The 21,276-nt window shown below is 66.2% G+C and carries 17 protein-coding genes; 7 read left to right on the top strand and 10 right to left on the bottom strand.

Annotated features, from left to right (window positions below; translation table 11 throughout):
* Positions 1-54: 54 nt before the first annotated feature.
* Positions 55-1,170: a multiple monosaccharide ABC transporter substrate-binding protein gene (chvE, locus tag LJ760_RS11775; protein ID WP_227923174.1), complete on the bottom strand. Its 1,116-nt coding sequence runs from the start codon at positions 1,168-1,170 to the stop codon at positions 55-57.
* Between the two features lie 487 nt (positions 1,171-1,657).
* Between chvE and LJ760_RS11770 the strand changes: the two genes are divergently transcribed.
* Positions 1,658-4,312: a M14 family metallopeptidase gene (locus tag LJ760_RS11770; protein ID WP_227923173.1), complete on the top strand. Its 2,655-nt coding sequence runs from the start codon at positions 1,658-1,660 to the stop codon at positions 4,310-4,312.
* A gap of 66 nt (positions 4,313-4,378) precedes the next feature.
* On the opposite strand, the gene LJ760_RS11765 is transcribed toward LJ760_RS11770, so the two are convergent.
* Complete coding sequence (locus LJ760_RS11765; RefSeq protein WP_227923172.1) at positions 4,379-5,191, bottom strand: helix-turn-helix domain-containing protein; 813 nt, start codon at positions 5,189-5,191, stop codon at positions 4,379-4,381.
* Between the two features lie 79 nt (positions 5,192-5,270).
* Between LJ760_RS11765 and LJ760_RS11760 the strand changes: the two genes are divergently transcribed.
* Positions 5,271-5,804, top strand: a complete 534-nt coding sequence (locus tag LJ760_RS11760) for a VOC family protein (RefSeq protein ID WP_227923170.1) — start codon at positions 5,271-5,273, stop codon at positions 5,802-5,804.
* A gap of 58 nt (positions 5,805-5,862) precedes the next feature.
* Here the strand turns inward: LJ760_RS11760 and LJ760_RS11755 are convergent, their stop codons facing one another.
* The 3 genes from LJ760_RS11755 to LJ760_RS11745 form a co-directional block, all read right to left on the bottom strand.
* Positions 5,863-6,285 carry a VOC family protein gene (locus LJ760_RS11755; RefSeq protein ID WP_227923168.1) on the bottom strand — a complete coding sequence of 141 codons (423 nt, stop codon included), beginning with the start codon at positions 6,283-6,285 and terminating at the stop codon, positions 5,863-5,865.
* A gap of 118 nt (positions 6,286-6,403) precedes the next feature.
* Positions 6,404-6,793 carry a hypothetical protein gene (locus LJ760_RS11750; RefSeq protein ID WP_227923166.1) on the bottom strand — a complete coding sequence of 130 codons (390 nt, stop codon included), beginning with the start codon at positions 6,791-6,793 and terminating at the stop codon, positions 6,404-6,406.
* A gap of 307 nt (positions 6,794-7,100) precedes the next feature.
* On the bottom strand, positions 7,101-9,764 hold the full coding sequence (locus tag LJ760_RS11745; RefSeq protein WP_227923164.1) for a beta-glucosidase: 2,664 nt from the start codon (positions 9,762-9,764) through the stop codon (positions 7,101-7,103).
* 492 nt (positions 9,765-10,256) lie between these two features.
* Between LJ760_RS11745 and LJ760_RS11740 the strand changes: the two genes are divergently transcribed.
* Positions 10,257-11,651, top strand: a complete 1,395-nt coding sequence (locus LJ760_RS11740) for an FAD-binding oxidoreductase (protein ID WP_227923161.1) — start codon at positions 10,257-10,259, stop codon at positions 11,649-11,651.
* 4 nt (positions 11,652-11,655) lie between these two features.
* Here LJ760_RS11740 and LJ760_RS11735 read toward each other — a convergent pair whose 3' ends face one another.
* Genes LJ760_RS11735 through LJ760_RS11720 form a run of 4 tightly spaced genes read right to left on the bottom strand, consistent with a single transcriptional unit; the run spans position 11,656 to position 14,990 of the window.
* A complete protein-coding gene (locus LJ760_RS11735) occupies positions 11,656-12,198 on the bottom strand; it encodes a hypothetical protein (protein ID WP_227923160.1) in 543 nt (180 codons plus the stop codon).
* A gap of 48 nt (positions 12,199-12,246) precedes the next feature.
* Positions 12,247-12,831: a hypothetical protein gene (locus LJ760_RS11730; protein ID WP_227923159.1), complete on the bottom strand. Its 585-nt coding sequence runs from the start codon at positions 12,829-12,831 to the stop codon at positions 12,247-12,249.
* 15 nt (positions 12,832-12,846) lie between these two features.
* Positions 12,847-14,622 (bottom strand): alpha/beta hydrolase, encoded by a 1,776-nt coding sequence (locus tag LJ760_RS11725; protein WP_227923157.1) that lies wholly within the window; start codon positions 14,620-14,622, stop codon positions 12,847-12,849.
* Positions 14,619-14,990 carry a DUF6507 family protein gene (locus tag LJ760_RS11720; RefSeq protein ID WP_227923155.1) on the bottom strand — a complete coding sequence of 124 codons (372 nt, stop codon included), beginning with the start codon at positions 14,988-14,990 and terminating at the stop codon, positions 14,619-14,621. Before LJ760_RS11720 ends, LJ760_RS11725 begins: the two co-directional genes overlap by 4 nt.
* 305 nt (positions 14,991-15,295) lie before the next feature.
* Between LJ760_RS11720 and LJ760_RS11715 the strand changes: the two genes are divergently transcribed.
* From LJ760_RS11715 to LJ760_RS11700, 4 genes are all read left to right on the top strand, one after another.
* Positions 15,296-16,054 (top strand): LamB/YcsF family protein, encoded by a 759-nt coding sequence (locus tag LJ760_RS11715; RefSeq protein ID WP_227923152.1) that lies wholly within the window; start codon positions 15,296-15,298, stop codon positions 16,052-16,054.
* A complete protein-coding gene (locus tag LJ760_RS11710) occupies positions 16,051-17,940 on the top strand; it encodes a carboxyltransferase domain-containing protein (protein WP_227923150.1) in 1,890 nt (629 codons plus the stop codon). Before LJ760_RS11715 ends, LJ760_RS11710 begins: the two co-directional genes overlap by 4 nt.
* Positions 17,937-19,673 carry an ATP-binding protein gene (locus LJ760_RS11705; protein WP_227923148.1) on the top strand — a complete coding sequence of 579 codons (1,737 nt, stop codon included), beginning with the start codon at positions 17,937-17,939 and terminating at the stop codon, positions 19,671-19,673. Before LJ760_RS11710 ends, LJ760_RS11705 begins: the two co-directional genes overlap by 4 nt.
* 70 nt (positions 19,674-19,743) lie before the next feature.
* On the top strand, positions 19,744-20,409 hold the full coding sequence (locus LJ760_RS11700; RefSeq protein ID WP_227923146.1) for a GntR family transcriptional regulator: 666 nt from the start codon (positions 19,744-19,746) through the stop codon (positions 20,407-20,409).
* 26 nt (positions 20,410-20,435) lie between these two features.
* Here the strand turns inward: LJ760_RS11700 and LJ760_RS11695 are convergent, their stop codons facing one another.
* Positions 20,436-21,245 carry a putative hydro-lyase gene (locus LJ760_RS11695; protein WP_227923144.1) on the bottom strand — a complete coding sequence of 270 codons (810 nt, stop codon included), beginning with the start codon at positions 21,243-21,245 and terminating at the stop codon, positions 20,436-20,438.
* Between the last annotated feature and the right edge of the window lie 31 nt (positions 21,246-21,276).

Below are 21,276 nucleotides of genomic sequence, written 5' to 3'. Positions count from 1 at the left end.
GGTTTTCCGCCGTCGCACGCCGCTGTTTTTGCCCGTCGAAAGTAACGCCGGGGATCAGAGACCGACGTCGCCGGCTTCCATGAACCCGGAGTCCACCAGCGCGGACTGGACGGTGTCCTTGGTGACCACCTGCGGATCGAGGATGTAGGTGGGGACCACCTTGACCTCGTTGTTGTACGTCTCGGTGTCGTTAACCTCCACGTCCTCTCCGTCAACGAGGGCCATGATCATGGTCTCTACCTGGCTGCCGAGCTCGCGGGTGTCCTTCCAGACGGTCATGGACTGCTGGTCTGCCAGCATGGCCTTGACGTTCGCGACGTCGGCGTCCTGGCCGGTGATGAGCGGCCAGTCCGAGCCGGGCTCGTACCCGGCGGAATTCAGCGAGGCCTCGATACCCAGCGCCAGGCTGTCATTCGGGGAGAGCACAACGTCGACCTTCTCGCCTCCGGTGTAGAAGGACTGCAGGCGGTTGTCCATTTCCGCTTGTGCGTCGACGGACTGCCAGCCGAGGATGCCGATGGACGTCCACTCGTCGTTGCTCGCCGGGGACTTGCCGGAGGGAACCACCAGCTGGCCGCTTTCCACGTAGGGAAGCAGGACGTCCCATGCTCCGGAGAAGAAGAACGAGGCGTTGTTGTCGTCGGGGCTGCCGGCGAAGGGCTCGAGGTTGAACGGGCCCTTGCCCTCTGCCAGGCCGAGCTGCTCTTCGATGAACTCGCCCTGGAGCTGGCCCACCTTGTAGTTGTCGAACGTGGCGTAGTAATCCACGGCTTCGGTGCCGTTGATCAGGCGGTCATAGGCGATGACCTGAACGTCCTGGTCCTTCGCGTCTTCGAGCGCCGGGCCGAGGGTTTCGCCGTCGATGGCCGCGACCACAAGGATCTTCGCGCCGCCGGCGACCTGGTTCTGGATCTGGCTGATCTGCTGGTCGGTCTTGTCATCCGCGTACTGCAGGTCAACGGTGCAGTCCTGGGCTTCGAGTTTCTCTTTGAGCCCCTCACCGTCATTGATCCAGCGTTCGAGGCTGCGCGTGGGCATGGAGATCCCGACGTTGCAGGAGCTCGCCTCGCCGTCTCCGTCAGCGTTGGAGCCCGCGGGTGCACAGGCCGACATGCCTGCCGCCAGGCCGACGGCCAGGAAGACCGCCGAGACATTCTTGATTCTGGTCATGCTGCAAAACCTTCGAAAAGGATCCTGCCGGTGTGGAGCCGTTCCGCCCCGCTGTCGGCGGAAACGGCCACGGTCCGCCCGCGGGCTGGATCGAGCGGATACAACGCTGTAGCGCCCAGTCGACGCATGGCATCAACAATTTGTAGGCGAAGACAACATATCCTGATGTGGCGTACATCACAAGAGGAAATTAGAAAAGTTTCCACGTCGATTCCGAGGGATCGGGAACCCGACTCCGGCCGATGCGTTGCCCGCAGGCAGCACCCCGGCCACCACCCCGTATTGACGCCCGTGAGCCGCACCCATAGCGTCCCCCATACACTCGCGCCGCCGCACCGTCACTGGGTGCGGCACACCGCGGACCCGCCGGCCGGTCGATGGTGACCGGCCGGCGTCGTCCCGCACCGCCGCACGCTCCACGATGCGGACTCGAAGCAGTACCCGCTGCACCAGGGGGTGGGCGCAGCCTCTCTCTGAGGGATCCTTCATGCAACTTCGACATCGAACCGCCGCGGCGGTTGTCACTTCCCTTGCCCTGCTCGGGCTCACCATTTCCCCGGCCGCCGGAACGCGCGTCGAAACCGCCTCTGCCAGCAAACTTCCGGATCTGCCCACTCCTGCCGAGTACTTCGGTTTCGAAATGGGCGACGAGGGCCGGCTGGCGGCTTTCAGCGACATTTCCGAGTACTTCGAAACCATTGCCGACTCATCGCCCGAAGTGGAGTACGAGGTGGTGGACCGGACCACGGACAACAACGAATATCCGATCCTGCGCCTGAGCAGCGAGGAAAACCTGGGCCGGCTGGATTCGATCCTGGCCGTCAATGAACGGCTTGCCGATCCCGACGCCATGGCTGCCGAAGCCGCCGGCGCCGGGATGGAACCGGAAGAGTACGCCCGGCAGCTCGCCCAAACCACGGTCCCGGTCTACTACATCGAAGCGTCCATCCACGCGACGGAAGTCGGGAACACCCAGGCGCTGGTCGACGTCGTCCACCGCCTGGCCACCGAGGATTCCGAGGCGATGAACCGGATCCTGGACAATCTCGTGGTGCTGGTGGTGCCTTCCGCCAATCCGGACGGCCAGCAGATGGTGGTGGATTACTTCAACTCGACCGCCGGCACGGAGTACAACCGGGTCTATCCGGACCTCTATCACCGCTATGTGGGGCACGATAACAACCGCGACTGGTTCATGTTCACGCAGAAGGAATCCCGCACGCGGGTGGCGCTGGAGCAGAAATACCGGCCGGTGGTGCAGCACTACATGCACCAGGCCGGCACGGAAAGCCCGCGGATCTGGACCCCGCCCTATGACGAACCGCTTTCCCCCGATGTGGATCCGATTGCCATCTCGTCCTCCAACGCGCTGGGCCAGTTCACGCAGCGGGACCTCGTGGCCGAAGGGCTCAAGGGCGTGAAGTCCGACGACGCGTACGGCATCCTGTGGAACGCCGACGTCGCCGGGTACGGCACCTTCCTCGGCACCTCCACCTTCCTCACCGAGATCGCTTCCGTCCGGGACCTCGCCTACCCCTACACCGGCGAGGGCGTGCTGGAGCCGGTGGACAAAACCATGCGCTCTCCCCTGCCGTATGACTCGGACACTTGGACGCTGAAGCAGATTGTCCAGTACGCCACCTCGGCCGCGTTCTCCGGGCTGAACACCGTGGCCGGCGATCCGCAGTCCTGGCTGCTCAACAACCTCTACCGGGTCAACGCGAACAGCGAAACCTGGGACGGCGGCCCGTACGCGTACGTGGTGCCCGCCGACCAGCGGGATCCCTACGCGGTGTACGACATGATGCGGATCTTCGACTTCGGCGAGGTGGAGATTGAGGAGGCCACCGCACCGTTCACGGCCGAGGGCCGGGAGTTCGACGCCGGGTCCTACATCATGCGCACCCAGCAGCCGCTGGGCCGCTGGGTGGATCAGCTGCTGCGCATCGACGAGTATCCGGACAGCGCCCGCAAATGCGACGGCTGCCCACTGATCCTGCCGTACAGCGAAACCACCGACAACGTGGCCCTGTTTATGGGTGTGGATGTGGCGGCGGTGCAGGAAGAGTTCGACGCCGAGACCCGGCAGGTGCGCGCCATCACGCAGGAGCGCATCCGGATGCCCCGTGCACCCGGTGCCGACGGCGCCTACATCCTCAGTGCCGAGTCCTACGGGCTGGGCCGGATCATCGACGCACTGCAGGACGCCGGCGTGGACGCCTACCGGGCCGCCGGCGCGATCACTGTCGACGGACAGGAATTCGCGCCGGGTGCCCTGATGGTTCCCGCCGGAGAGGCCCGGGCACGGGAAACGCTGACCCGGGCCGTCCGGGAGACGGCGCTGCCGGTGTACGCCACCGCTGCAATGCCTGCCACCGGGGCGGTCCAGCTCGCCGAGAACACCCGGGTGGGCCTGGTCCGGGGTGCGAACAACATGCCCGGCGGTTGGCTGATGTGGATGATGGACCAGTTCGGCACCAACTACGAGGTGGTGGAGGCCGCGGACTACGCCACTCTGTCCGAGCAGTTCGACACCATTGTGCTGGCTCCGGGCATCACCACCGAGCGGCTGACCGTCGGGCTGGATGCTACGAAGTATCCGGAGGAGTTCGCCTGGGCCGCCGGTGTTCCGGACGCTCCGCAGCGGCTGGCCGAGTTCGCCAACCAAGGCGGGAACGTCCTGGCCCTGGGATCCTCGTCCCTGACCGCCGCGTCCGCGATGGGACTGCCGGTGGAGAACGTAACTCCGACGGACCGGGAAGTCTTTACCGTGCCCGGTGCGCTGCTGGCCCAGGAGTATGACACCTCCCAGCCGGCGGCGTGGGGCATGCCGGCGGCCTGGCCCACCTGGTTCAACAACGACGCCGCGTTCCGGCTCACCGGCGAGGGCACCTCGGTGTCGCGCTATCCGGCCGAGGGCAACCCGCTGGTCAGCGGCTACGCTCTTGGTGCCGAGGCGCTCAACGGAGCCACCAACATTGCGTCCTTCGATGTTGGTGAAGGGGAAGTGACCATTGCCGGCGGACACATCACCTTCCGCACCTGGCCGCGCGCTTCCTGGACGGTGGTCACCAACGCCATCTACAACGGTGCGGGCACCGAGCTGACAGCCGAGGAAATGGCTGCCCGGTTTGGGGGTTAGTCGTTCACCAGGCAGTTCCCGGGTTGGAGCGTTTTGCTCCGACCCGGGAATGTCCGGGGCGGACCCTCACTGCTGGGCCGCGGAGCGCCGGTAGCCGCTGGGTGTGAAGCCCAGGACTTCCCGAAACGCGTTGGCCAGGTGCGCATGGTCGGCGTAACCGAGATCGGCGGCAACACCGGCAATGGAGAGTTCGGTGTTGCCGCGCAGACGTTCCGCTGCCTCCTGCAGCCGGTAGCGGCGGATCATCGCCAGCGGCGGAAGGCCGACAAACCGGCGCGCCAGGCGCTGCAGGGTCCGGACGGAGACACCGAGCTGGTCGGCTGCCTGGTCAACCCGGGTCAGCTCGCGGTCGGATTGGATCAGGTCCTCCAACCGATTGGCCGCTTCGGCTTCGGCTGTTGGTACCGGGACGCGGGCCTCCAGCCACTCGGCGGCTGTCGATGCTGCACGGTCCCGGCGGCGAGCGCCGTCGTCGTCATCCCCCGCTCCACCGGCGCCGCAGCTCATGGCGGCCATCACCGCGGTATGCAGGTCCGGGGCGTGGAACGGGATTTCCGCGTCGCGGAGTCCGCCCGGGTCATCAGTGAAGACCGGTACGGCTGCCGGCCGCAGCAACATCCCGACGGCCCAGCCCCGCCCCGCCAGGTCGCGGAAGGAGCGCCGCGTGGCAGGACCGGAAAGACTGACACCTTCCTCCTGCACCACCAGGTTCAACGCCGGGAACGGCAGGACCTCCTGCCGGGAGACCTTGCCGGGTGCCAGGTCCCATTCCGGAATCCAGACCCAGCGAAAGCGGTCCCGAAGCGGGTCCGGCGGGAGCAGCCGGTGGAACGCAGGCAGCCGAGCGGGATAAAGCAACCCGCGCCACTGTTCCTCCATAGCCTGCTCATTTCTCGTGCTTCCTGGCCTGTCGCGAATCTTCAAGCGTCACCCTACTGCTGCTGCCTAGCCTTGCAGCATGACATTCACAGACAACACCACTCCAGACGAAACCATCACCGGCCTCACCGGAGAACACACCACGGGCGGGATTCCACACGGCGCCACTAGCCTGACCCCGTTCCTGGCCGTACCGGATGCCCGAAACGCCATCGCCTTTTACCGTGACGTGTTCGGGGCCCGGGTGGTGGACGTGACCGAGATGGACGGCATGGTGGTGCACGTCGATCTCGACTTCGGCATGGGCCGGCTGCAATTGGGCGAACCCAATCCCGCTTTCGGGCTGGTGCTCCCTCCGGAAGGGGACAACGACTGCTACTCGCTCGGGCTCTACTGCGCCGATGCGGACCAGACCGTCGCCCGGGCGACGGCGGCCGGCGCCGTTGTCCGCGAACCACTGACGACCTTTGTCTCGGGAGACCGCTTCGCCAGTATCCGTGACCCGTTCGGGGTCCGCTGGTCAGTGATGTCCCGGGTGGAGGACCTTTCCGAGGAGGAAAGCGCCCGCCGTGTCGCCGAGTGGGCGGCGGAGCAGTCCGGCGGAGACAGCTGAGCCGCCGCCATGAAGGCGGCGGCTCAAAGCGCCGGGCGCTTCAGCGGCTAGAGGCGCTTCAGCGGCTAGAGTCCTCAGTCTCAATGCTGATCATCCAGCTGGTTCCGAACCGGTCGGTCAGCATGCCGAACATGTCTCCCCACGGCGCTTTTTCCAGCGGCATGGTCATCTGGCCGCCGTCGAGCAGTTTGTCCCAGTACCCGCGGAGCTCCTCACCGTTATCACCGCTGAGGGAGATGGAGTAGCTGCTGCCCGAGTCCATATTCATGCTGTTCGGCGTGTCCGAAGCCATTAACACCAGGCCGTTGTCAGTGGTCAGGGAGGAGTGCATGATCTTGTTCGCCTCGGATGGATCCTCGGCCATGTTCATGTCGCCGAAGGTGGAACTTTCCAGCGTTCCTCCGAAAACGTCCTGGTAGAAAGCCATGGCTTCAGCAGCGTTGTCCCGGAAGCTGAGGTAAGGGTTCATCAGGGTGGACATGGTTGTCTCCTTACGGGTGACGGATCGGATGCTCCCGAGTATGCGCCGACCTCCATCCCTGCGGAACCCGCCGGACCAAATTCCGCCCTGCGCGGTCCGGTCCTGCGGCTTCCCTGCTTTACTTCCCCGCCGGCCGCCCGCGCACCGCAGACCACTCGCTGTTGATAACGGCGTCGCCCACGGGCTCCCAGTCATTCGTTTCCACGAGGGAAGCCACGGTGTCCCGGTTCAGGTCCGGGGCGCCGCCGTCGACGTCCGCCGTCGGATAGCAGACCCAGAGGGATCCGCCGGGTTCGACGGCGGCGGCAGCCTTGGCCAGGTCATGCGCCAGGTCGGCAGCGGAGGCTACGAACAGCAGCACGACGTCGGCCGGGAAGCGCCCGTCATCCTCGGCGAGGAACGCGGAGTCCGGCAGCAGCCCGGCCACCTCGGGAAAGTTCTTCGCACCGTAGACGGTGACGCGGTCCGTTTCGGAAATTTCAAACGGCTGGGCTGATTCGGGTGACACTTGGGGGGCTCCATTCCTGGGCACGAGACTCTGGTACGGGCGGCATCGAACAAGTAAGCCGCCTTTCCTATTGTTTCAGTTACGGCCCCCGGATTGCCCCGGTTTTGGCGATTCGGAAGCACCGAATCTGTAACGACAGCACCTTCTGAAACCATTGGCACTCGTCCTTTCCGTGACCCACAACACCTCAACTCCTGGAAGCCCTGCTAGAGGCGCACCGCATCAAAAAGTAAAGGGCCTCCCGGACGACGAATGGTCGTTCCGGGAGGCCCTTTAGGTTCCAGTTCGCGTTCAGCGGCAACCGATCCTAGCCGCGGCCTCCCCCGTGCCCTCCCCCGTGTCCTCCGCCGCCCCAGCCAGCGTGATGACCCGGATGACCGTGGTGTCCATGGTGGCCGTGATGACCGCCGTGCCTGTCACTGACGTAGAGACTTCCGGCCAGCCGGAGATCCTCCACCGAGCGGCCCACGTAGATGGGGACCTCTCCGGTGGGGGTCACCCACGCACCCTCGGTCTCGTCCCAGTACTGCAGGGAGCGCGGATCCAGCTCGATTTCCACCCGGTCCGACTCCCCCGGCGCCAGCGTCACACTGCCGTACCCGGCGAGCTGCAGGGCCGGCGTCGGAACATCGGTGGGCAGGTTGCCCACGTACACCTGCAGTGTTTCCTCGCCGGTGTAATGCCCCGTGTTCCATACCCGCACCGACACCGCGGCCTCCGGATCGGAGGCGTCCACCTTGTGCGTGGTCCGCAGTTTCCCGTAGTCGAACTTCGTGTAGGACAGGCCGTGGCCGAAGGGGAAGAGCGGAGTCAGACCCTGCTCGAGGTACCCCTTGTAGCCTACGAACACGCCCTCAACATAGGGCACCTCAGGATCCACGATCTCAATGAGCGAGAACGGTGCCGGCGGTGCCACCTGGACGGCCTGCTCGTCGCTGACCGGGAAGGTGACCGGCAGCTTGCCGGACGGGTTCGCGTCGCCGAACAGCAGCGCCGCCGTCGACGTTCCCTGTGCCTGGCCGGGGTACCAGATTTCCATCACCGACGGCACGTCCTCGATCCACGGCATGGTCACCGGACCGCTCGTCGCCAGTACGACAACGGTGTTCGGGTTCACTGCCGAGACAGCCGAAATGAGCCGATCCTGGTCCTGCGGAAGCACCAGCGAGCCGCGGTCAGCGGCCTCCCCGGTGTAGTCCCGCGCCACGATCACGGCCACTTCGGACTCGGCGGCGAGAGCCACCGCTTCGGCCATGGCCGGCGGCAGGACGTCCTCCGGCGGAGTCCAGCCGAAGCGCATCAGAGCTCCGGGCTGATCATTGAGTCCGCCGTTGAACTGGTTCGGCGCGTCCGTGGTGTAGTCGATCCGCACGGCCACATTCTGTCCGGCGGTCAGGTCCACGGTTGCTTCCTGGGTGCCGAACGGCGCAGCCGGTCCGGTGATGACTTCCTGCTCGTCCAGAAACAGCCGGGCGGTGCCCAGATGGGTCAGGGACAGCGTGTAGCTTCCCGTGGTCGGGGCCGCCAGGGTGCCGGTCCAGCGGACGGAAATCGGCTGCGACGCCAACTGCGCCCCGATGCCCGGTATCTGGGAGGTGTTGATGGTGTCGGCCGAGATACCGGTCCGCAGGTTGACCTGCAGCTCGTCCCGGGCCAGTGCGGGCTCACCTTCGAAGGTATTGATCCCGGTCCAGTAGCTCGCGGACACGTCCGTCAGCACTCCGCTGGGGACCGGCGGCGGGCCGGGAATCGTGTCGCCCAGGGACACCGGATCCGTACCGGGCGCCCACTCGACGGCTGATCCGGCAGCCCGGGCGGTGATCCCGTCCAGGATGGTGGTCAGCCGGGCAGGGTTGGGAATGGCACCGCTGCCGCCGCCGTCGATGTACCAATCGGCGTCGGAACCGATGACTGCCACGGAACCGGCGTCGTCGTCCAGCGGCAGGGTCCTGCCCTCGTTCTTCAAAAGCACCGCCGCTTCGAGGGCGGCCTGTTCCGCCACCTCCGCGTGCTCGTCGAGCATCTCCGCGGGCACCGGCGGGTCGGCCGGCTGCGGATTGATGAAGGAGCCGACCGGCGGGTTGTCCACGATGCCCTTGTCGAACATGGTGCGCGCCACCCGGCGGGCGGCGTCGGTCACCCGTTCCTCGGAGACCTGCCCGTTCTGCACCGCCGCCAGGAGCGCGGGCCCGGAGAATTCGAGGCCCGGCCCGGCGACGTCGAGCCCCGCCGCGTAGTCCTCGAAACTGTGCGCGGCGTTGAAGTCCGAGGAGACGAACCCAGGGAAGCCCAGCTGGCCCTTGAGGATCTGGTTGAGCAGCGTGTCATTGCCGCAGGCGAACGGCCCGTTCACCCGGTTGAAAGAGCACATAATGGCGCCGGGATCCCCCTCGCTCACCATGGTTTCCCAGGGGCGGGTGTAGGTCTCCTGCAGGGTCCGCTCGTCCACCAGGACGTTCACGTGCCCGCGGCGGGTCTCGAAATTGTTCAAGTTGTAGTGCTTGGGAAGCGCCGAGATGTCCGCGCTCTGCTCACCTTGCACCTGCCCCGCGGCAATGTCGCCGCTCAGCATTGGGTCCTCGCCGAGGTCTTCCCACATCCGCCCGTTGAAGGGCGTCCGGACCAGGTCCATGGTGGGGCCGGCGATGGCGTTGTAGCCGGTCGCTCGGGCTTCCTCACCGCCCACGGCGCCGTAGGCCTGGGCGAGTTCCGGACTGAAGGAGGACGCGAGGCCCACTCCGGCCGGCAGTGCCGTGGTGTCCTGGGTTTCCAGGGCGAGTCCGCAGCAGCCGTCCTTGCTGCGGATGGGTGGCAGGCCCAGTTCCGGCAACCCCGGCCCGCCGCTTTGGATCAGGTAGGTCACCTTCTGTTCCAGCGTCATCACGGCGACCACCAGGTCCGCCCGTTCATCCGGTGACAGTTCCGGGTCCATCCACGGCATGCCCGGCGGCGCCTGGGATGGGAGCGCCACCCCGGTTCCCGGTGTTAGGGGTGCCGCAGCGGCACCGGCTGGGTAAAGGCTTCCGGCAACCAGCATCGCTGCAAGCGACGCCAGCCCGAGTCGTACTGATTTTTTTCGTTGATGCATGGCTGTTCCCTCATACTGGGCCGCGTTCACCCCCAGGGGCGCAGCGGTGTCAGTTGCCGCATCCGGCGAAGATGCGAGAGTTCGCAGAACGGGTTGGCCCCTCCCCGACGGGCGCCCGCGCAGCTGACGTGCCGTTCCGGGTGACGGGACGGCGGTGCGAGTGCAGGAAGGACGCTATGGGGCCGGAAGGGAAGGGACAACCAAGGTTCGCGGTATCGGTTGCCCGGGAGGGGATTTAGCCCGCGGATCCTTAGGTTGCGGGCCGCCCTTGATTCGCCGGGGCGGCAGGCGAAGACTTTTTACAGCGGCAGGAAACGACTGGACCGGACACCATCCGGGCGTCCGGCGGCTGCCGCTCGAAGGCGGTGTAATCCCATGGAACCCCTCCTTTCCCCGGACGCCGTTGCGGACCTGCGGGCGTCCCTGACCGGTTCCGTCGTCCTGCCGCAGGACGAGACGTACGACGACGCCCGGCGCGTCTGGAACGGCATGATCGACGTCCTGCCCGCGATGGTGGTGCGTGTTGCATCCGTGGAGGATATTGCCGCGGTCCTCGCCTTTGCGCAGCAGTGGAACCTGCCGCTGGCGGTCCGCGGCGGCGGGCACAACGTGGCGGGGAACGGGACGGTGGCGGACGGGATCGTGCTGGATATGAGTGGCCTGCGAGACCTCAGCGTAGACGTGGACAGCGGCACTGTCACGGTGCAGGCGGGAGCCACCATGGGCGACGTCGACGCCGCCACCGAACCGTACGGCCTGGCCGTTCCCATGGGCGTCGTTTCCGGCACCGGCGTGGCCGGGCTAACCCTCGGCGGGGGTGTCGGCTGGCTTACCCGCGCGCATGGACTGAGCATCGACAACCTGGTGGCGGCCGACGTCGTCACCTCCGACGGCGAGTCCGTCCACGCATCCGCTGGCGACCATCCTGAACTGTTCTGGGGGCTGCGCGGCGGGGGCGGGAACTTCGGCGTCGTTTCTTCCTTTACCTTCTCCGCCCATCCACTGCCCGCGCAGGTCCTCACCGGGAACCTGGCGTACGGCAATATGCACTGGCGCTCTGCGCTCCGCGCCTATGACGCGTGGGCGGCCGACCTGCCCGATGAGATGACCACCATCATCAGCTGCCTAGTGCCGATCGAGGAATGGGACATGGGGGACCAACCGCTGATGGTGATCGGACTCGCTTGGGCGGACCCGGATCAGGAGGCCGGGGCCGCGCTGATCCGGCAGCTTACCGCGGCAGCTCCGCCTGATATCGAGGCAGTGGAAGCGGTGCAATGGTCCGACTGGCAGACGGCCATGGACTCAACGTTTCCGCCAGGCTCCCGCGCCTACTGGAAAAACGCCTCCATCGACCGGCTGGATGACGCCGCCATAGACACCCTGGTCCGCGCCGGCTGTGACCAGACCTGGCACGGGACCGGCTTTGACATCCACCATCTGGGCGGCGCCTACGGCCGGGTCGCGGACGACGCCACCGCCTTTCCCACCAGGGATGCCCCCTATTGGCTGAACATTTACGGTTTCTGGCAGGACCCGGCGGACGACGCCGCGCGTACGGCTTTTGTCCGCGGGCTGGCGAAGGCAGTGGAACCGTTCTCCTCCGGCGCGCAGTACGTGAACTTTATGGGCGCCGAGGATCCAGTCGCACAGGGCACCGCCCCGTCCGTCTACGGCCCGGACAAGCTGGCCCGGCTCACCGCTTTGAAGACCGCCTACGATCCGCAGAACCTCTTCCGGCGGAACCACAACATCGTGCCGACCGGCTAGGAGGTCAGGGAGCTTCCTGTGAGACTTTGTTCTGCATGGACGGATGGGCGGAGCACTCCCCGTGCAGGGTCACCGCCCGATGGTGCGAGCTGGTGGCATAGATGACTTTGAGCCCGTTTTCTCCCCGGCCGGTGGCATCCCAAGCCACACCCTCGGGATAGGACGGATCCCCGAAGACCCCGCTGATTTCCAGGCCCTGGTCTTCCATATATCGAATCATCGCATCGCGGTCCGCCTGCAGGTCCTCCGCACCCGGCCCAAGGACCTGAAGCGATAACTGATACGGAGACGTCCTCCAGTTTTCGACGTCGCAGGGTTCCGGGGTCAGCTCGTTGCCGGGTTCCAATGGCCACGGCTCCGAGAATTCCGTGGTCCAGCCGGCCTGCTCTCCGGTAACCGCTAGGATTTCTGCCATCTGAGCCACGAACTGGTCGTAGGACTCCCGTGAGGTTTTGTCCGTAGCGGACGGAGCAGAACCGCCGCCGGATCCTGACTGCCCCGTTTCTCCGGCGCAGCCGGAGATGCTGGCATCGACAACAGTCAGCATGCATAACAGCACAAGAGCTGGCCGCCGTATCCGGAAAGGGTTCATGAGTCAGGGCGCGTCCCGGGAGACGCCGTTTTGCATGGACGGATGGCTGGAGCACTCACCCTGCAGAATGACCGACCGTCGATCCTTGCTCGTACCGTAATCGATCGTCAATCCGTTCTCACCACGGCCAAAGGCGTTCCAGGCTACGCGTTCGGGATAGGACGAATCCCCGAACACCCCGCTAACTTTCATCCCCTGGTCTTCCATGTAGCGGATCATGGCTTCGCGGTCAGCCTCCACATCCTCCGTTCCCGGTCCGAGGACCTGTAGCGATATCTGATACGGAGACGTCCTCCAGTTTTCGACGTCGCAGGGTTCCGGGGTCAACACATTGCCGGGTTCCAATGGCCACGGTTCCGAGAATTCCGTGGTCCAGCCGGCCTGTGCCCCAGTGACGGCCAGAATCTCATCCATCTGAGCCACGAACTCGTCATAGGATTCCCTCGAGGTTTTGTCGGTAGAACTGGCTTGATTTGTTGCAGGGCCATCAGGGGCGGTCATGGTTTCATTCCTTTCTGCACAGCCGGAGATACCGGCCAGGAGAGATAACAGAACTGCGATCAGAAGGACTTTTGACAGCTGCTGCACTTTGATTTCCAATCATTACTGAGCCGCTTTTATTAGTTCAACAGCCTCTTCACTTCCCCCGCTCGTGACCAGGGCGGTGATTTTCATGCTGAAGGTGCCGCCCTCCAAGTACAAATGTAAATGGTGATCCTCCACCGCTTCGTAGGAAATGTTATTCACGGTAACCTCATCGGAGCTGAACACCCTCCCGCCCCAGGGGTCAGCTTCGTCAGCAGGATCGGTTCGCCAGCTCATGTCGGATCCCCAGGGGGCAAGCGAATCCGCCTCTGCGGTCGTAACGAACACTTTTCTTTCCCCATCAGAGCCGAGGCCCACGTTAAAATCTGCGACCGCGACACCTTCCGGCAGACCTGCGGACGCAAGCAGCACCGCGCTTGCCACACCATAGTCCGTCTGCCCCAAGGCGATAGCTGTCATCGTGGTCCCGTAGGAGTGGGCAATGACGTTAACCTCAACGACGGTGCCTGCAGCGCTCCTGGTTAGGTACAAGCCATCGAGTGAGTCAGCAAACGCCGGGGCACCCTTTTCTGCGAGGTCTTCGCTGGTAACTTGTCCGAGAGTCGGTGATTCGTACCCCATATAGGCGATCACGGCTGTGTCATTCCCATAGATACCCTCTAGGCTTTGGCGCTTGCGGAGGTCGTCTGCCTGGTTCGCCAGGCCGGCGGCGTCCACGGAGGAGCTGTACATCCCCGGTACCACGTAGGTGACGTTCCTGGCCGTGTCAGGATTCCCCACTGCGACTTGTGCCAGAGGGGCATCGGTACGCGGATCAAGCGAGATCAAGTACCGGTCCTTCTTGCTCAGGGCCAGGGCCAGGCTTTCCAGCGCCCCCTGCCTTACTGCCAGGGCTTCGTAATCCGTTCCGACCCTCCCGGAGTTCCAGAGGTCCTCGATTAGTTCTTGCTGAAGAATCCCCAGTAACTGCCGGTTTGCCGTATCGCGCGTCTTATAGGGCGCGCCTTCCAGGCTTCCCACCAGACCGGGAAGCGCAACCAGAAGAGCCCCCTGCTGCTCCGGGCTCAGCTTGCCCCAGAACTTCATTTCCTCATGGGGACTCATGCCGGCCACAAATTGTGCTGCCCCCGGCCTCTTGCCGAGTTCCTTCATCAGATCAGGGCCGGCCAAGAGCAGGAGATTGTAAAAGGCTTTGATGTCCTCGGGGCTGGCGTCGGGAGCCAATGCCTTGTCTAAGGCTGCAATGGCATCATCACGCTCAGTAGCAGCCAGGTCCATGACGAACGATGGATAGGAGGAAATGACGTCGGGGCTGGATCGTGCAATCGCGCCCAGCGAACGGACGCAGGCTTGCCTCGCCTGCTCATATCGTTGGGTGATCTCGGCAAGACGGGTTTGCAGGGGAGCATTCAATTCTTCGCGGGCAGCCTCCATCTCGTAAGTGGACGCGTCCTGCGCATTCAACTCGTCCAATCGCTCCAGCCATACCCCGTACGCCGCATCGGCAGCCTCGTCCAAGGCTCGGGTCTCATAGTCGATCTCTTCCAGTTCCCGGCCGAAGGTGTCCAAGGCTTCCTGAAATACGCGCACGCTTTCAAGATGGGTCCCAGCCTGCTTGGACGGTTCGTCCATGGCCCGGAGGGCAAGCTCCTGTTCCGGGGCTTGATAAACCAGGCCCAGTGCCTGCCATCTATTGCCGGCCGAGGACACGACTTCCTGGAACACCTCGGCACCGGCCAGGATTTCCTTGGCTTTTTGCTGGATCGGTCCGCCATCCGGCAGCAACCGCAACTCAAGGGTGTCAACAAAGAATGCATGCCGGAGGTACGTCATTCTTCGGCCCTCAAGTAATAACCGTTCGAATCCTGGAGTGATTTTATGGGCGGTGAGGATGCCGCGCGCTGGGCGTTCATGACATTCATGGCCATCTCCTCATCGCCCCTCTGGTATTCGGTCACGGCCTGCCCCACGCCCATAACAGCGTTGTTGCATCGCACCATAATTGCCGACTGGTCGCGCCAGAGGATTTCCGTGCCCGCACGGGTGACTGCCGCCGATACTTCCGCGCACTTCCCCAGGGCTTCAACCAGAGCCTCGATCTGGAACTCCAACGTATTTCTGGCCGCTTCTAATTCGTCGAACTCACGGGAAGCGTCCGCCAAGAGGCTTCGAACCTGGTCCACCTGAATGTCTATTTCCATCAGTTCCCCCCCCTATATGGGCATCAACATATGGGAAAACAAACATCTAGGGAATGGGTAGAACTACCCATGCAGGCAGCCAAGGGTTGGGCAAACCCCGTCCGGTCTTGGCCCGGAACTGACTGCTGGTCTTATCCCTCCTCTTGTCAGGCCTCCCGCAACGGCAACCGCGGGAGCAGAATACTTGGTACCGCGGCCGGCCCCGCGGCCTGCCGACATCAGCAACAAACCTTGGATTGTTGAACAATCCGACGTGACCGGGCACACTGTAGAAACACATTGCATCACAAGCAGGAGGCAGGACCATGACCGTCATTGACCTGAACAGCGACGTTGGCGAGTCCTTCGGCAACTGGAAGATGGGCGATGACGCCGCCGTCTTCGAATCCGTATCCAGCGCCAATGTGGCCTGCGGTTTCCACGCCGGCGACCCCTCCACCATCGCCCGGACCTGCCGCGACGCCGTCGCCGCCGGCGTCACCATCGGCGCGCACCCTGCCTACCGGGACCTGGCCGGTTTCGGCCGGCGCTTCCTGGACTGCTCCTACACCGAACTGTTCGACGACGTGCTCTACCAGCTGGGCGCCCTGCAGGCGATGGCGCGGGCAGCCGGCTCAGAAATCCGCTACGTCAAACCCCACGGCGCGCTGTACAACACCATCGTGAGGCACGAAGTCCACGCCAAGGCCGTGATCGACGCGGTCCGCACCTTCGACAAGGACCTGCCTGTCCTGCTGCTGCCCGGCGCCGTGGCCCTGGACATCGCCGCCGAGGCCGGCCTGCGCGGCGTCACCGAAGCCTTCGCCGACCGCAACTACAACCCCGACGGCACCCTGGTGTCCCGCCGCGAGGCCAACGCCGTGATCCACGACGCCGGGCAGGTCACCGTCAACATGGTCCGCCTGGCCACCCAGGGCACCATCACCGCCGTCGACGGCACCGACATCCCCATGTCCGCCGAATCCATCTGCGTACACGGCGACACCCCCGGGGCCGTGGCCATGGCGAAGGCCGTCCGCGCCGGGTTGGAAAACGCCGGCGTGACCATCCAGAGCTTCGTGTGAGCACCGTCCCCAAGGCGCACACCGGCGGACCTCGGATCGGCGCCATCCGCCCAGCCGGCACCAGGGCCCTGCTGGTCGAGGTCGGCTCGCTGGCCGACGTCGTGGCCCTACGTGCCCAGTTGCAGGCCCGGCCGCTGCCCGGCCAGGTGGATGCGCTGGCCGCCGCCGGAACCGTGCTGGTCCGGTTCGCCGGACGCAGCGAGACAGTGGCCGCCGTCGGGCTCCTGGAGCACCTGGACTTCAGCCACGCCGAACTGCCCGACGCCCGCACGGTCACCATCGACACGGTGTACGACGGCGAGGACCTCGCCGAGGTGGCCCGGCTCACCGGTCTCTCCGAAGAGGCGGTCATCAACGCCCATACCGGCACGGCGTGGACCGGCGGGTTCGGCGGTTTCGCCCCGGGCTTCACCTACCTCGTCGGCGGGGATCCGGCGCTGAACGTTCCGCGCCGCAGCACCCCCCGCAAGGCGGTTCCGGCCGGCTCGGTGGCCCTCGCCGGCGACTATTCAGCTATTTACCCCCGCACCTCCCCCGGCGGCTGGCAATTAATCGGCCGTACCAACGCCAACCTATGGGACCTTTCCCGCGATTCTCCGGCTCTCATCCGTCCTGGCGATTCAGTCATTTTCAACCCCGTCCGCGAATTGATTACCACCTCTCTATCGCAGGCGAAGGCGGACAATGGAACCCGCGATTCCGTGAGCCCCGCATCGCTGAACGCGACAGGGCTGGCAAGTCCCGTGAGTCCCGCATCGCCGAGTGAGGAACGACGAGGCAGCGAAGGATCAGGGTCCCCTCTCCGAGCTTGCGAGGAGGAGGGTGGATCCGAAGCGCTAAGGGGCGATGGGACTTTCCAGCCCACCCAAGGCGAGGGCAGGTCCCAGGATGACCACGGCTATCTCGAGGTTCGCAATCCAGGCCTCCAGTCCCTGATCCAGGACTTGGGCCGCCCCGGTTATGCGGACCTCGGCGTCTCCGCCGCCGGCGCCGCCGATACCCGCTCGGCCCGCCAGGCCAACCGGCTGGTCGGCAACCCGGCGGACGCTGCCGTGATCGAGAACCTGTTCGGCGGCCTGGAGCTGACGGCACACGGCGACACTGTCCTGGCACTGTCCGGAGCGGAGACACCGGCCGCCGTCGTATCCCCAGGCGGCACACGGGACCGGCCCGCACCGCTGAACACGCCCTTTGCCTTGCTGGACGGGGAAACCCTGAGCCTGGGCACACCGTACCGCGGCGTCCGTATCTACCTTGCCGTACGCGGCGGGCTGGCCGTGGATCCGGTGCTGGGCAGCCGCAGCACCGACACGATGAGCGGCATCGGCCCGGCACCGCTCGACGCCGGCACCCGCCTGCCCGTCGGCGACGTTCCCGGCCTCGCACCGGTCGGCACCGCCGAACCGTCTCCCCTGCCCGAAGGCACCGCCCCGGGCACCCTGGGCGACGGCCGCACACCCACTCTGCTCCGGATCACCGCTGGTCCGCGGCAGGACTGGTTCGGCCCCGACGCCGCCACCGCCCTGACCGCACACATCTGGCTGGCCACCAATGAGTCCAACCGGATCGGCGTGCGGCTCGCCACCGACCCGGCGGACCCCGACGCCGCCCCGCTGGAACGCGTCCGGGACGGGGAACTGCCCAGCGAAGGCGTAGTGGCCGGCTCGCTGCAGGTGCCGCCTTCGGGCCTGCCCGTATTGTTCCTGGCCGACCATCCGGTCACCGGCGGCTACCCGGTGATCGCCGTCGTCGTACCCCAGGACCTGCCTGTTGCCGCCCAGCTGTCGCCCGGACACCCGGTCCGCTTTGTTTTCTCGAACCCCGACACCCTGGCCCCGCTCTCCGCGGAGGAAACCGCCGGGCTGTTTACGGAAGGAACCCCATGAAGAAGGTCCTGATCGCCAACCGCGGCGAAATTGCCGTGCGCGTGGCCCGCGCCTGCGCCGACGCCGGAATCGGCTCCGCCGCCGTGTACTCGGACCCCGATGCCGATGCCCTGCACGTGCGCCTCGCGGACGAGGCCTATCCCCTGCACGGCTCCGCCGGCGCGGACACGTACCTGAACATCCCCAAACTGATCGACGCCGCCCGCCGCGCCGGCGCCGACGCGGTACACCCCGGTTACGGATTCCTCTCCGAAAACGCCGAGTTTGCCCAGGCCGTGCTCGACGCCGGACTGACCTGGATCGGGCCTTCCCCGCAGGCCATCCGCGACCTGGGCAACAAGGTCACCGCCCGCGACATCGCCGTCCGCGCCGGAGCCCCGCTGGTGCCCGGCACCGAGGGACCGGCCCAAAGCGCCGAACAGGTCCGCGCCTTCGCCGAGGAGCACGGCCTGCCCGTGGCCATCAAGGCGGCCTTCGGCGGCGGCGGCCGCGGCATGAAGATCGCCCGCCGGCTCGAAGACGTCGAGGATGCCTTCGAATCAGCCGTCCGCGAAGCGGTATCCGCCTTCGGCCGCGGCGAGTGCTTCGCCGAACGGTTCCTGGATAAGCCCCGCCATGTGGAGGCCCAGGTGCTGGCCGACACGCACGGCAACGTCGTCGTCGTCGGTACCCGGGACTGCTCGCTGCAGCGCCGGAACCAGAAACTCGTGGAGGAAGCCCCCGCCCCGTTCCTCACCGATGAGCAGCGGGCCACCATCCACGAATCCGCCAAGGCCATCTGCCGCGAAGCCGGCTACACCGGTGCCGGGACCGTGGAATACCTGGTCTCCCCCGACGGGCTGATCAGCTTCCTGGAAGTGAACACCCGGCTGCAGGTGGAGCATCCCGTGACCGAGGAAACCACCGGCGTGGACCTGGTCCGCGAACAGTTCCGCATTGCCGACGGCCTGCCGCTGTCCTTCACGGAGGATCCTGTGCCGCACGGCCACGCGTTCGAATTCCGGCTTAACGCCGAAGACCCGACCCGCGGCTTCCTGCCCGGCCCCGGCCCCGTGGAGACTTTCGAGCCGCCCACCGGCCCGGGCATCCGGATGGACTCCGGCGTACGCTCCGGGTCCGTGGTGCCCGCCGAGTATGACTCGCTGATGGCCAAACTGATTGTCTGGGGCGAGGACCGGCCGCAGGCCCTGCGCCGGGCACGGGCCGCCCTGGACGAACTGGTGATCCGCGGCGTGCCTACGGTGCTGCCCTTCCACCGGGCCGTGGTGCGCTCAGAGGCGTTCAACCGCCCCGACCAGCTGGGCGTGCACACCACCTGGATCGAGTCCGAGTTCGCCGAGCCGCTGGCCGCCTCGCCGGAAATCGCCGCGTCCCTGCCGGGCGCCGAGCGGGAAACGGTGACCATCGACGTCGACGGCAAGGCCGTGGCCCTGGGTGTGCCGGCCGCGCTGCTCAACGCGCTGCGGGCCGGCGGCGGCGGTGCCGCGGCCGCTCCGGCCGAGGCCGGCGCCGCGGACGAGAGCGTGCTCGCCTCGCCGATGGCCGGGAACCTGGTGAAGTGGCTGGCCGACGACGGCGCACAGCTGGCCGAGGGCGATCCGGTGGCCGTGCTGGAGGCGATGAAGATGGAAACCACCGTCCGCGCCCACCGGGCCGGCGCCTTCGCCCGTGCCGGGCTGGAACCGGGCACCGCCGTCGGCCGCCGGGATTCGTTGGGGACCATCGGCTCCTGAGACCCGGATGCCCGGCCGTCCCCCTGCGGCCGGGCATCCGTTTACCCTGCAGTGCCGCTAGATTAGGGAGATGCCTGTGAACCTGGGGGACGTCACCACCGAGCGCGCCGACCACGCGAACACCACGGTGTGGGTGGCCGATGTGCTGCGCGCCAGCATCGCCGCAGGCGAACTCCTGCCCGGCACCAAACTCTCGGAACAGCAGCTGGCCGCGTCCCTGCAGGTCTCCCGCAATACCCTGCGCGAGGCGTTCACCATGCTCAGCATTGAAGGCGCCGTCACCCGCTATCCCAACCGCGGGGTGTTCGTGGCCGCTCCCGGGGCCGACGCCGTGCGGGAGATCTACCGGGTGCGGAAGATGCTGGAACCCTCGGCCGTGCTCTGGGGCCCGGAACTGGACCTGGACCGGCTGGACGCCGTGATCGCCCAGGCCCGGGATGCGAAGGCCCGCGGGGCGGTGGCGGAAATGGCCGCCGCGAACCAGGCCTTCCACCAAGGGCTGGTCGCAATGTCCGGCAGCGCGCATCTGCAGCAGGTGATGGGCCGGGTGCTGGCCGAAATGCGCCTAGTGTTCCACGCCATGAGCAGCCAGCCGGACTTCCACTCCACCTATGTGGAGCAGAACGCCCGGCTGGTGGACCTGCTGCGCGCAGGTAAACGCGCCAAGGCCGCAAAGGTGCTGCAGGCCTACTTGGATGCCGCCGAGGCCGAGCTACTGGCGCACGTGCATCCGTAGGCTCGGCTCACGGCAGGCGGGCCGATCTACGGGACCAGGTAGGAACTGTCCCGCGCATCGGTGATGAGCATGTGCCCCGGTGCGTGCCCGATGGCCAGCGCCGGCTTCGACTCCATGACCGCCGCCTGCGGGGTCACGCCGCAGGCCCAGAACACGGGCACGTACCCGTCGGCAATCTGCACCGGCTCGCCGAAGTCGGGCCGGCCCAGGTCGGTAATACCGAGCTCGGCCGGATTACCGACCTGGACGGGATCCCCGTGCACCGCCGGGTAGCGGGAAGTGATCCGCACGGCGTCGGCCACCTGCGAGGCGGGCACCGGCCGCATCGAGACCACCAGCGGTCCGGCCATGGATCCGGCCGGTTCGCAGCGGACCGAGGTGCGGTACATCGGCACGTTGGTGCCCTGGTCGATGTGGGCGATCCGGATGCCGCCCTCCTGCAGGGCCGCCTCGAAGGTGAAGCTGCAGCCGACAATGAAGGTGACCAGGTCCTCGCGCCAGTATCCGGTGATGTCCGTGGGCTCGGCGACCTTCACACCGTTTTCGTACACGGTGTAGCGGGGCAGATCGGTGCGGATGTCACCGCCGGCCAGCAGCGGCCCGGCGGTTTCCCCTGCGTCGAGCACTCCCAGGATGGGACAGGACTTCGGGTTGCGCTGGGCGAACAGCAGGACGTCGAAGGCCTGCGCCTTGGGCACGATGATCAGGTTGGCCTGCGCGTAGCCTGTGGACCAGCCCGCTGTGGGCGTGACCAGTCCGTCCCGGAACATCGCCCGGGCTGCGGCCGGTGTTAGGCCGGCCGGGTTCAATACCGCCGCGTCGGTGAGGTTTTCCATGTCAGCTCATCCTTTCCGGAGGGCGGTGCCC

The sequence above is a fragment of the Arthrobacter sp. zg-Y895 genome, assembly GCF_020731025.1.
GTDB lineage: Bacteria > Actinomycetota > Actinomycetes > Actinomycetales > Micrococcaceae > Arthrobacter_B.
Note: the sequence above shows the minus strand (reverse complement) of the source record. Positions and strands in the feature narration are given on the sequence as shown.

What these genes read in the sequence shown, in the direction of transcription:
- LJ760_RS11765 (WP_227923172.1), bottom strand. Translation starts at nt 5,191, where the DNA reads ATGGAGGAACAGTGGCGCGGGTTGCTTTATCCCGCTCGGCTGCCTGCG.
- LJ760_RS11725 (WP_227923157.1), bottom strand. Translation starts at nt 14,622, where the DNA reads ATGACGTACCTCCGGCATGCATTCTTTGTTGACACCCTTGAGTTGCGG.
- LJ760_RS11760 (WP_227923170.1), top strand. Translation starts at nt 5,271, where the DNA reads ATGACATTCACAGACAACACCACTCCAGACGAAACCATCACCGGCCTC.
- LJ760_RS11715 (WP_227923152.1), top strand. Translation starts at nt 15,296, where the DNA reads ATGACCGTCATTGACCTGAACAGCGACGTTGGCGAGTCCTTCGGCAAC.
- LJ760_RS11705 (WP_227923148.1), top strand. Translation starts at nt 17,937, where the DNA reads ATGAAGAAGGTCCTGATCGCCAACCGCGGCGAAATTGCCGTGCGCGTG.
- LJ760_RS11740 (WP_227923161.1), top strand. Translation starts at nt 10,257, where the DNA reads ATGGAACCCCTCCTTTCCCCGGACGCCGTTGCGGACCTGCGGGCGTCC.
- LJ760_RS11720 (WP_227923155.1), bottom strand. Translation starts at nt 14,990, where the DNA reads ATGGAAATAGACATTCAGGTGGACCAGGTTCGAAGCCTCTTGGCGGAC.
- chvE (WP_227923174.1), bottom strand. Translation starts at nt 1,170, where the DNA reads ATGACCAGAATCAAGAATGTCTCGGCGGTCTTCCTGGCCGTCGGCCTG.
- LJ760_RS11700 (WP_227923146.1), top strand. Translation starts at nt 19,744, where the DNA reads ATGCCTGTGAACCTGGGGGACGTCACCACCGAGCGCGCCGACCACGCG.
- LJ760_RS11695 (WP_227923144.1), bottom strand. Translation starts at nt 21,245, where the DNA reads ATGGAAAACCTCACCGACGCGGCGGTATTGAACCCGGCCGGCCTAACA.
- LJ760_RS11755 (WP_227923168.1), bottom strand. Translation starts at nt 6,285, where the DNA reads ATGTCCACCCTGATGAACCCTTACCTCAGCTTCCGGGACAACGCTGCT.
- LJ760_RS11735 (WP_227923160.1), bottom strand. Translation starts at nt 12,198, where the DNA reads ATGCTGACTGTTGTCGATGCCAGCATCTCCGGCTGCGCCGGAGAAACG.
- LJ760_RS11770 (WP_227923173.1), top strand. Translation starts at nt 1,658, where the DNA reads ATGCAACTTCGACATCGAACCGCCGCGGCGGTTGTCACTTCCCTTGCC.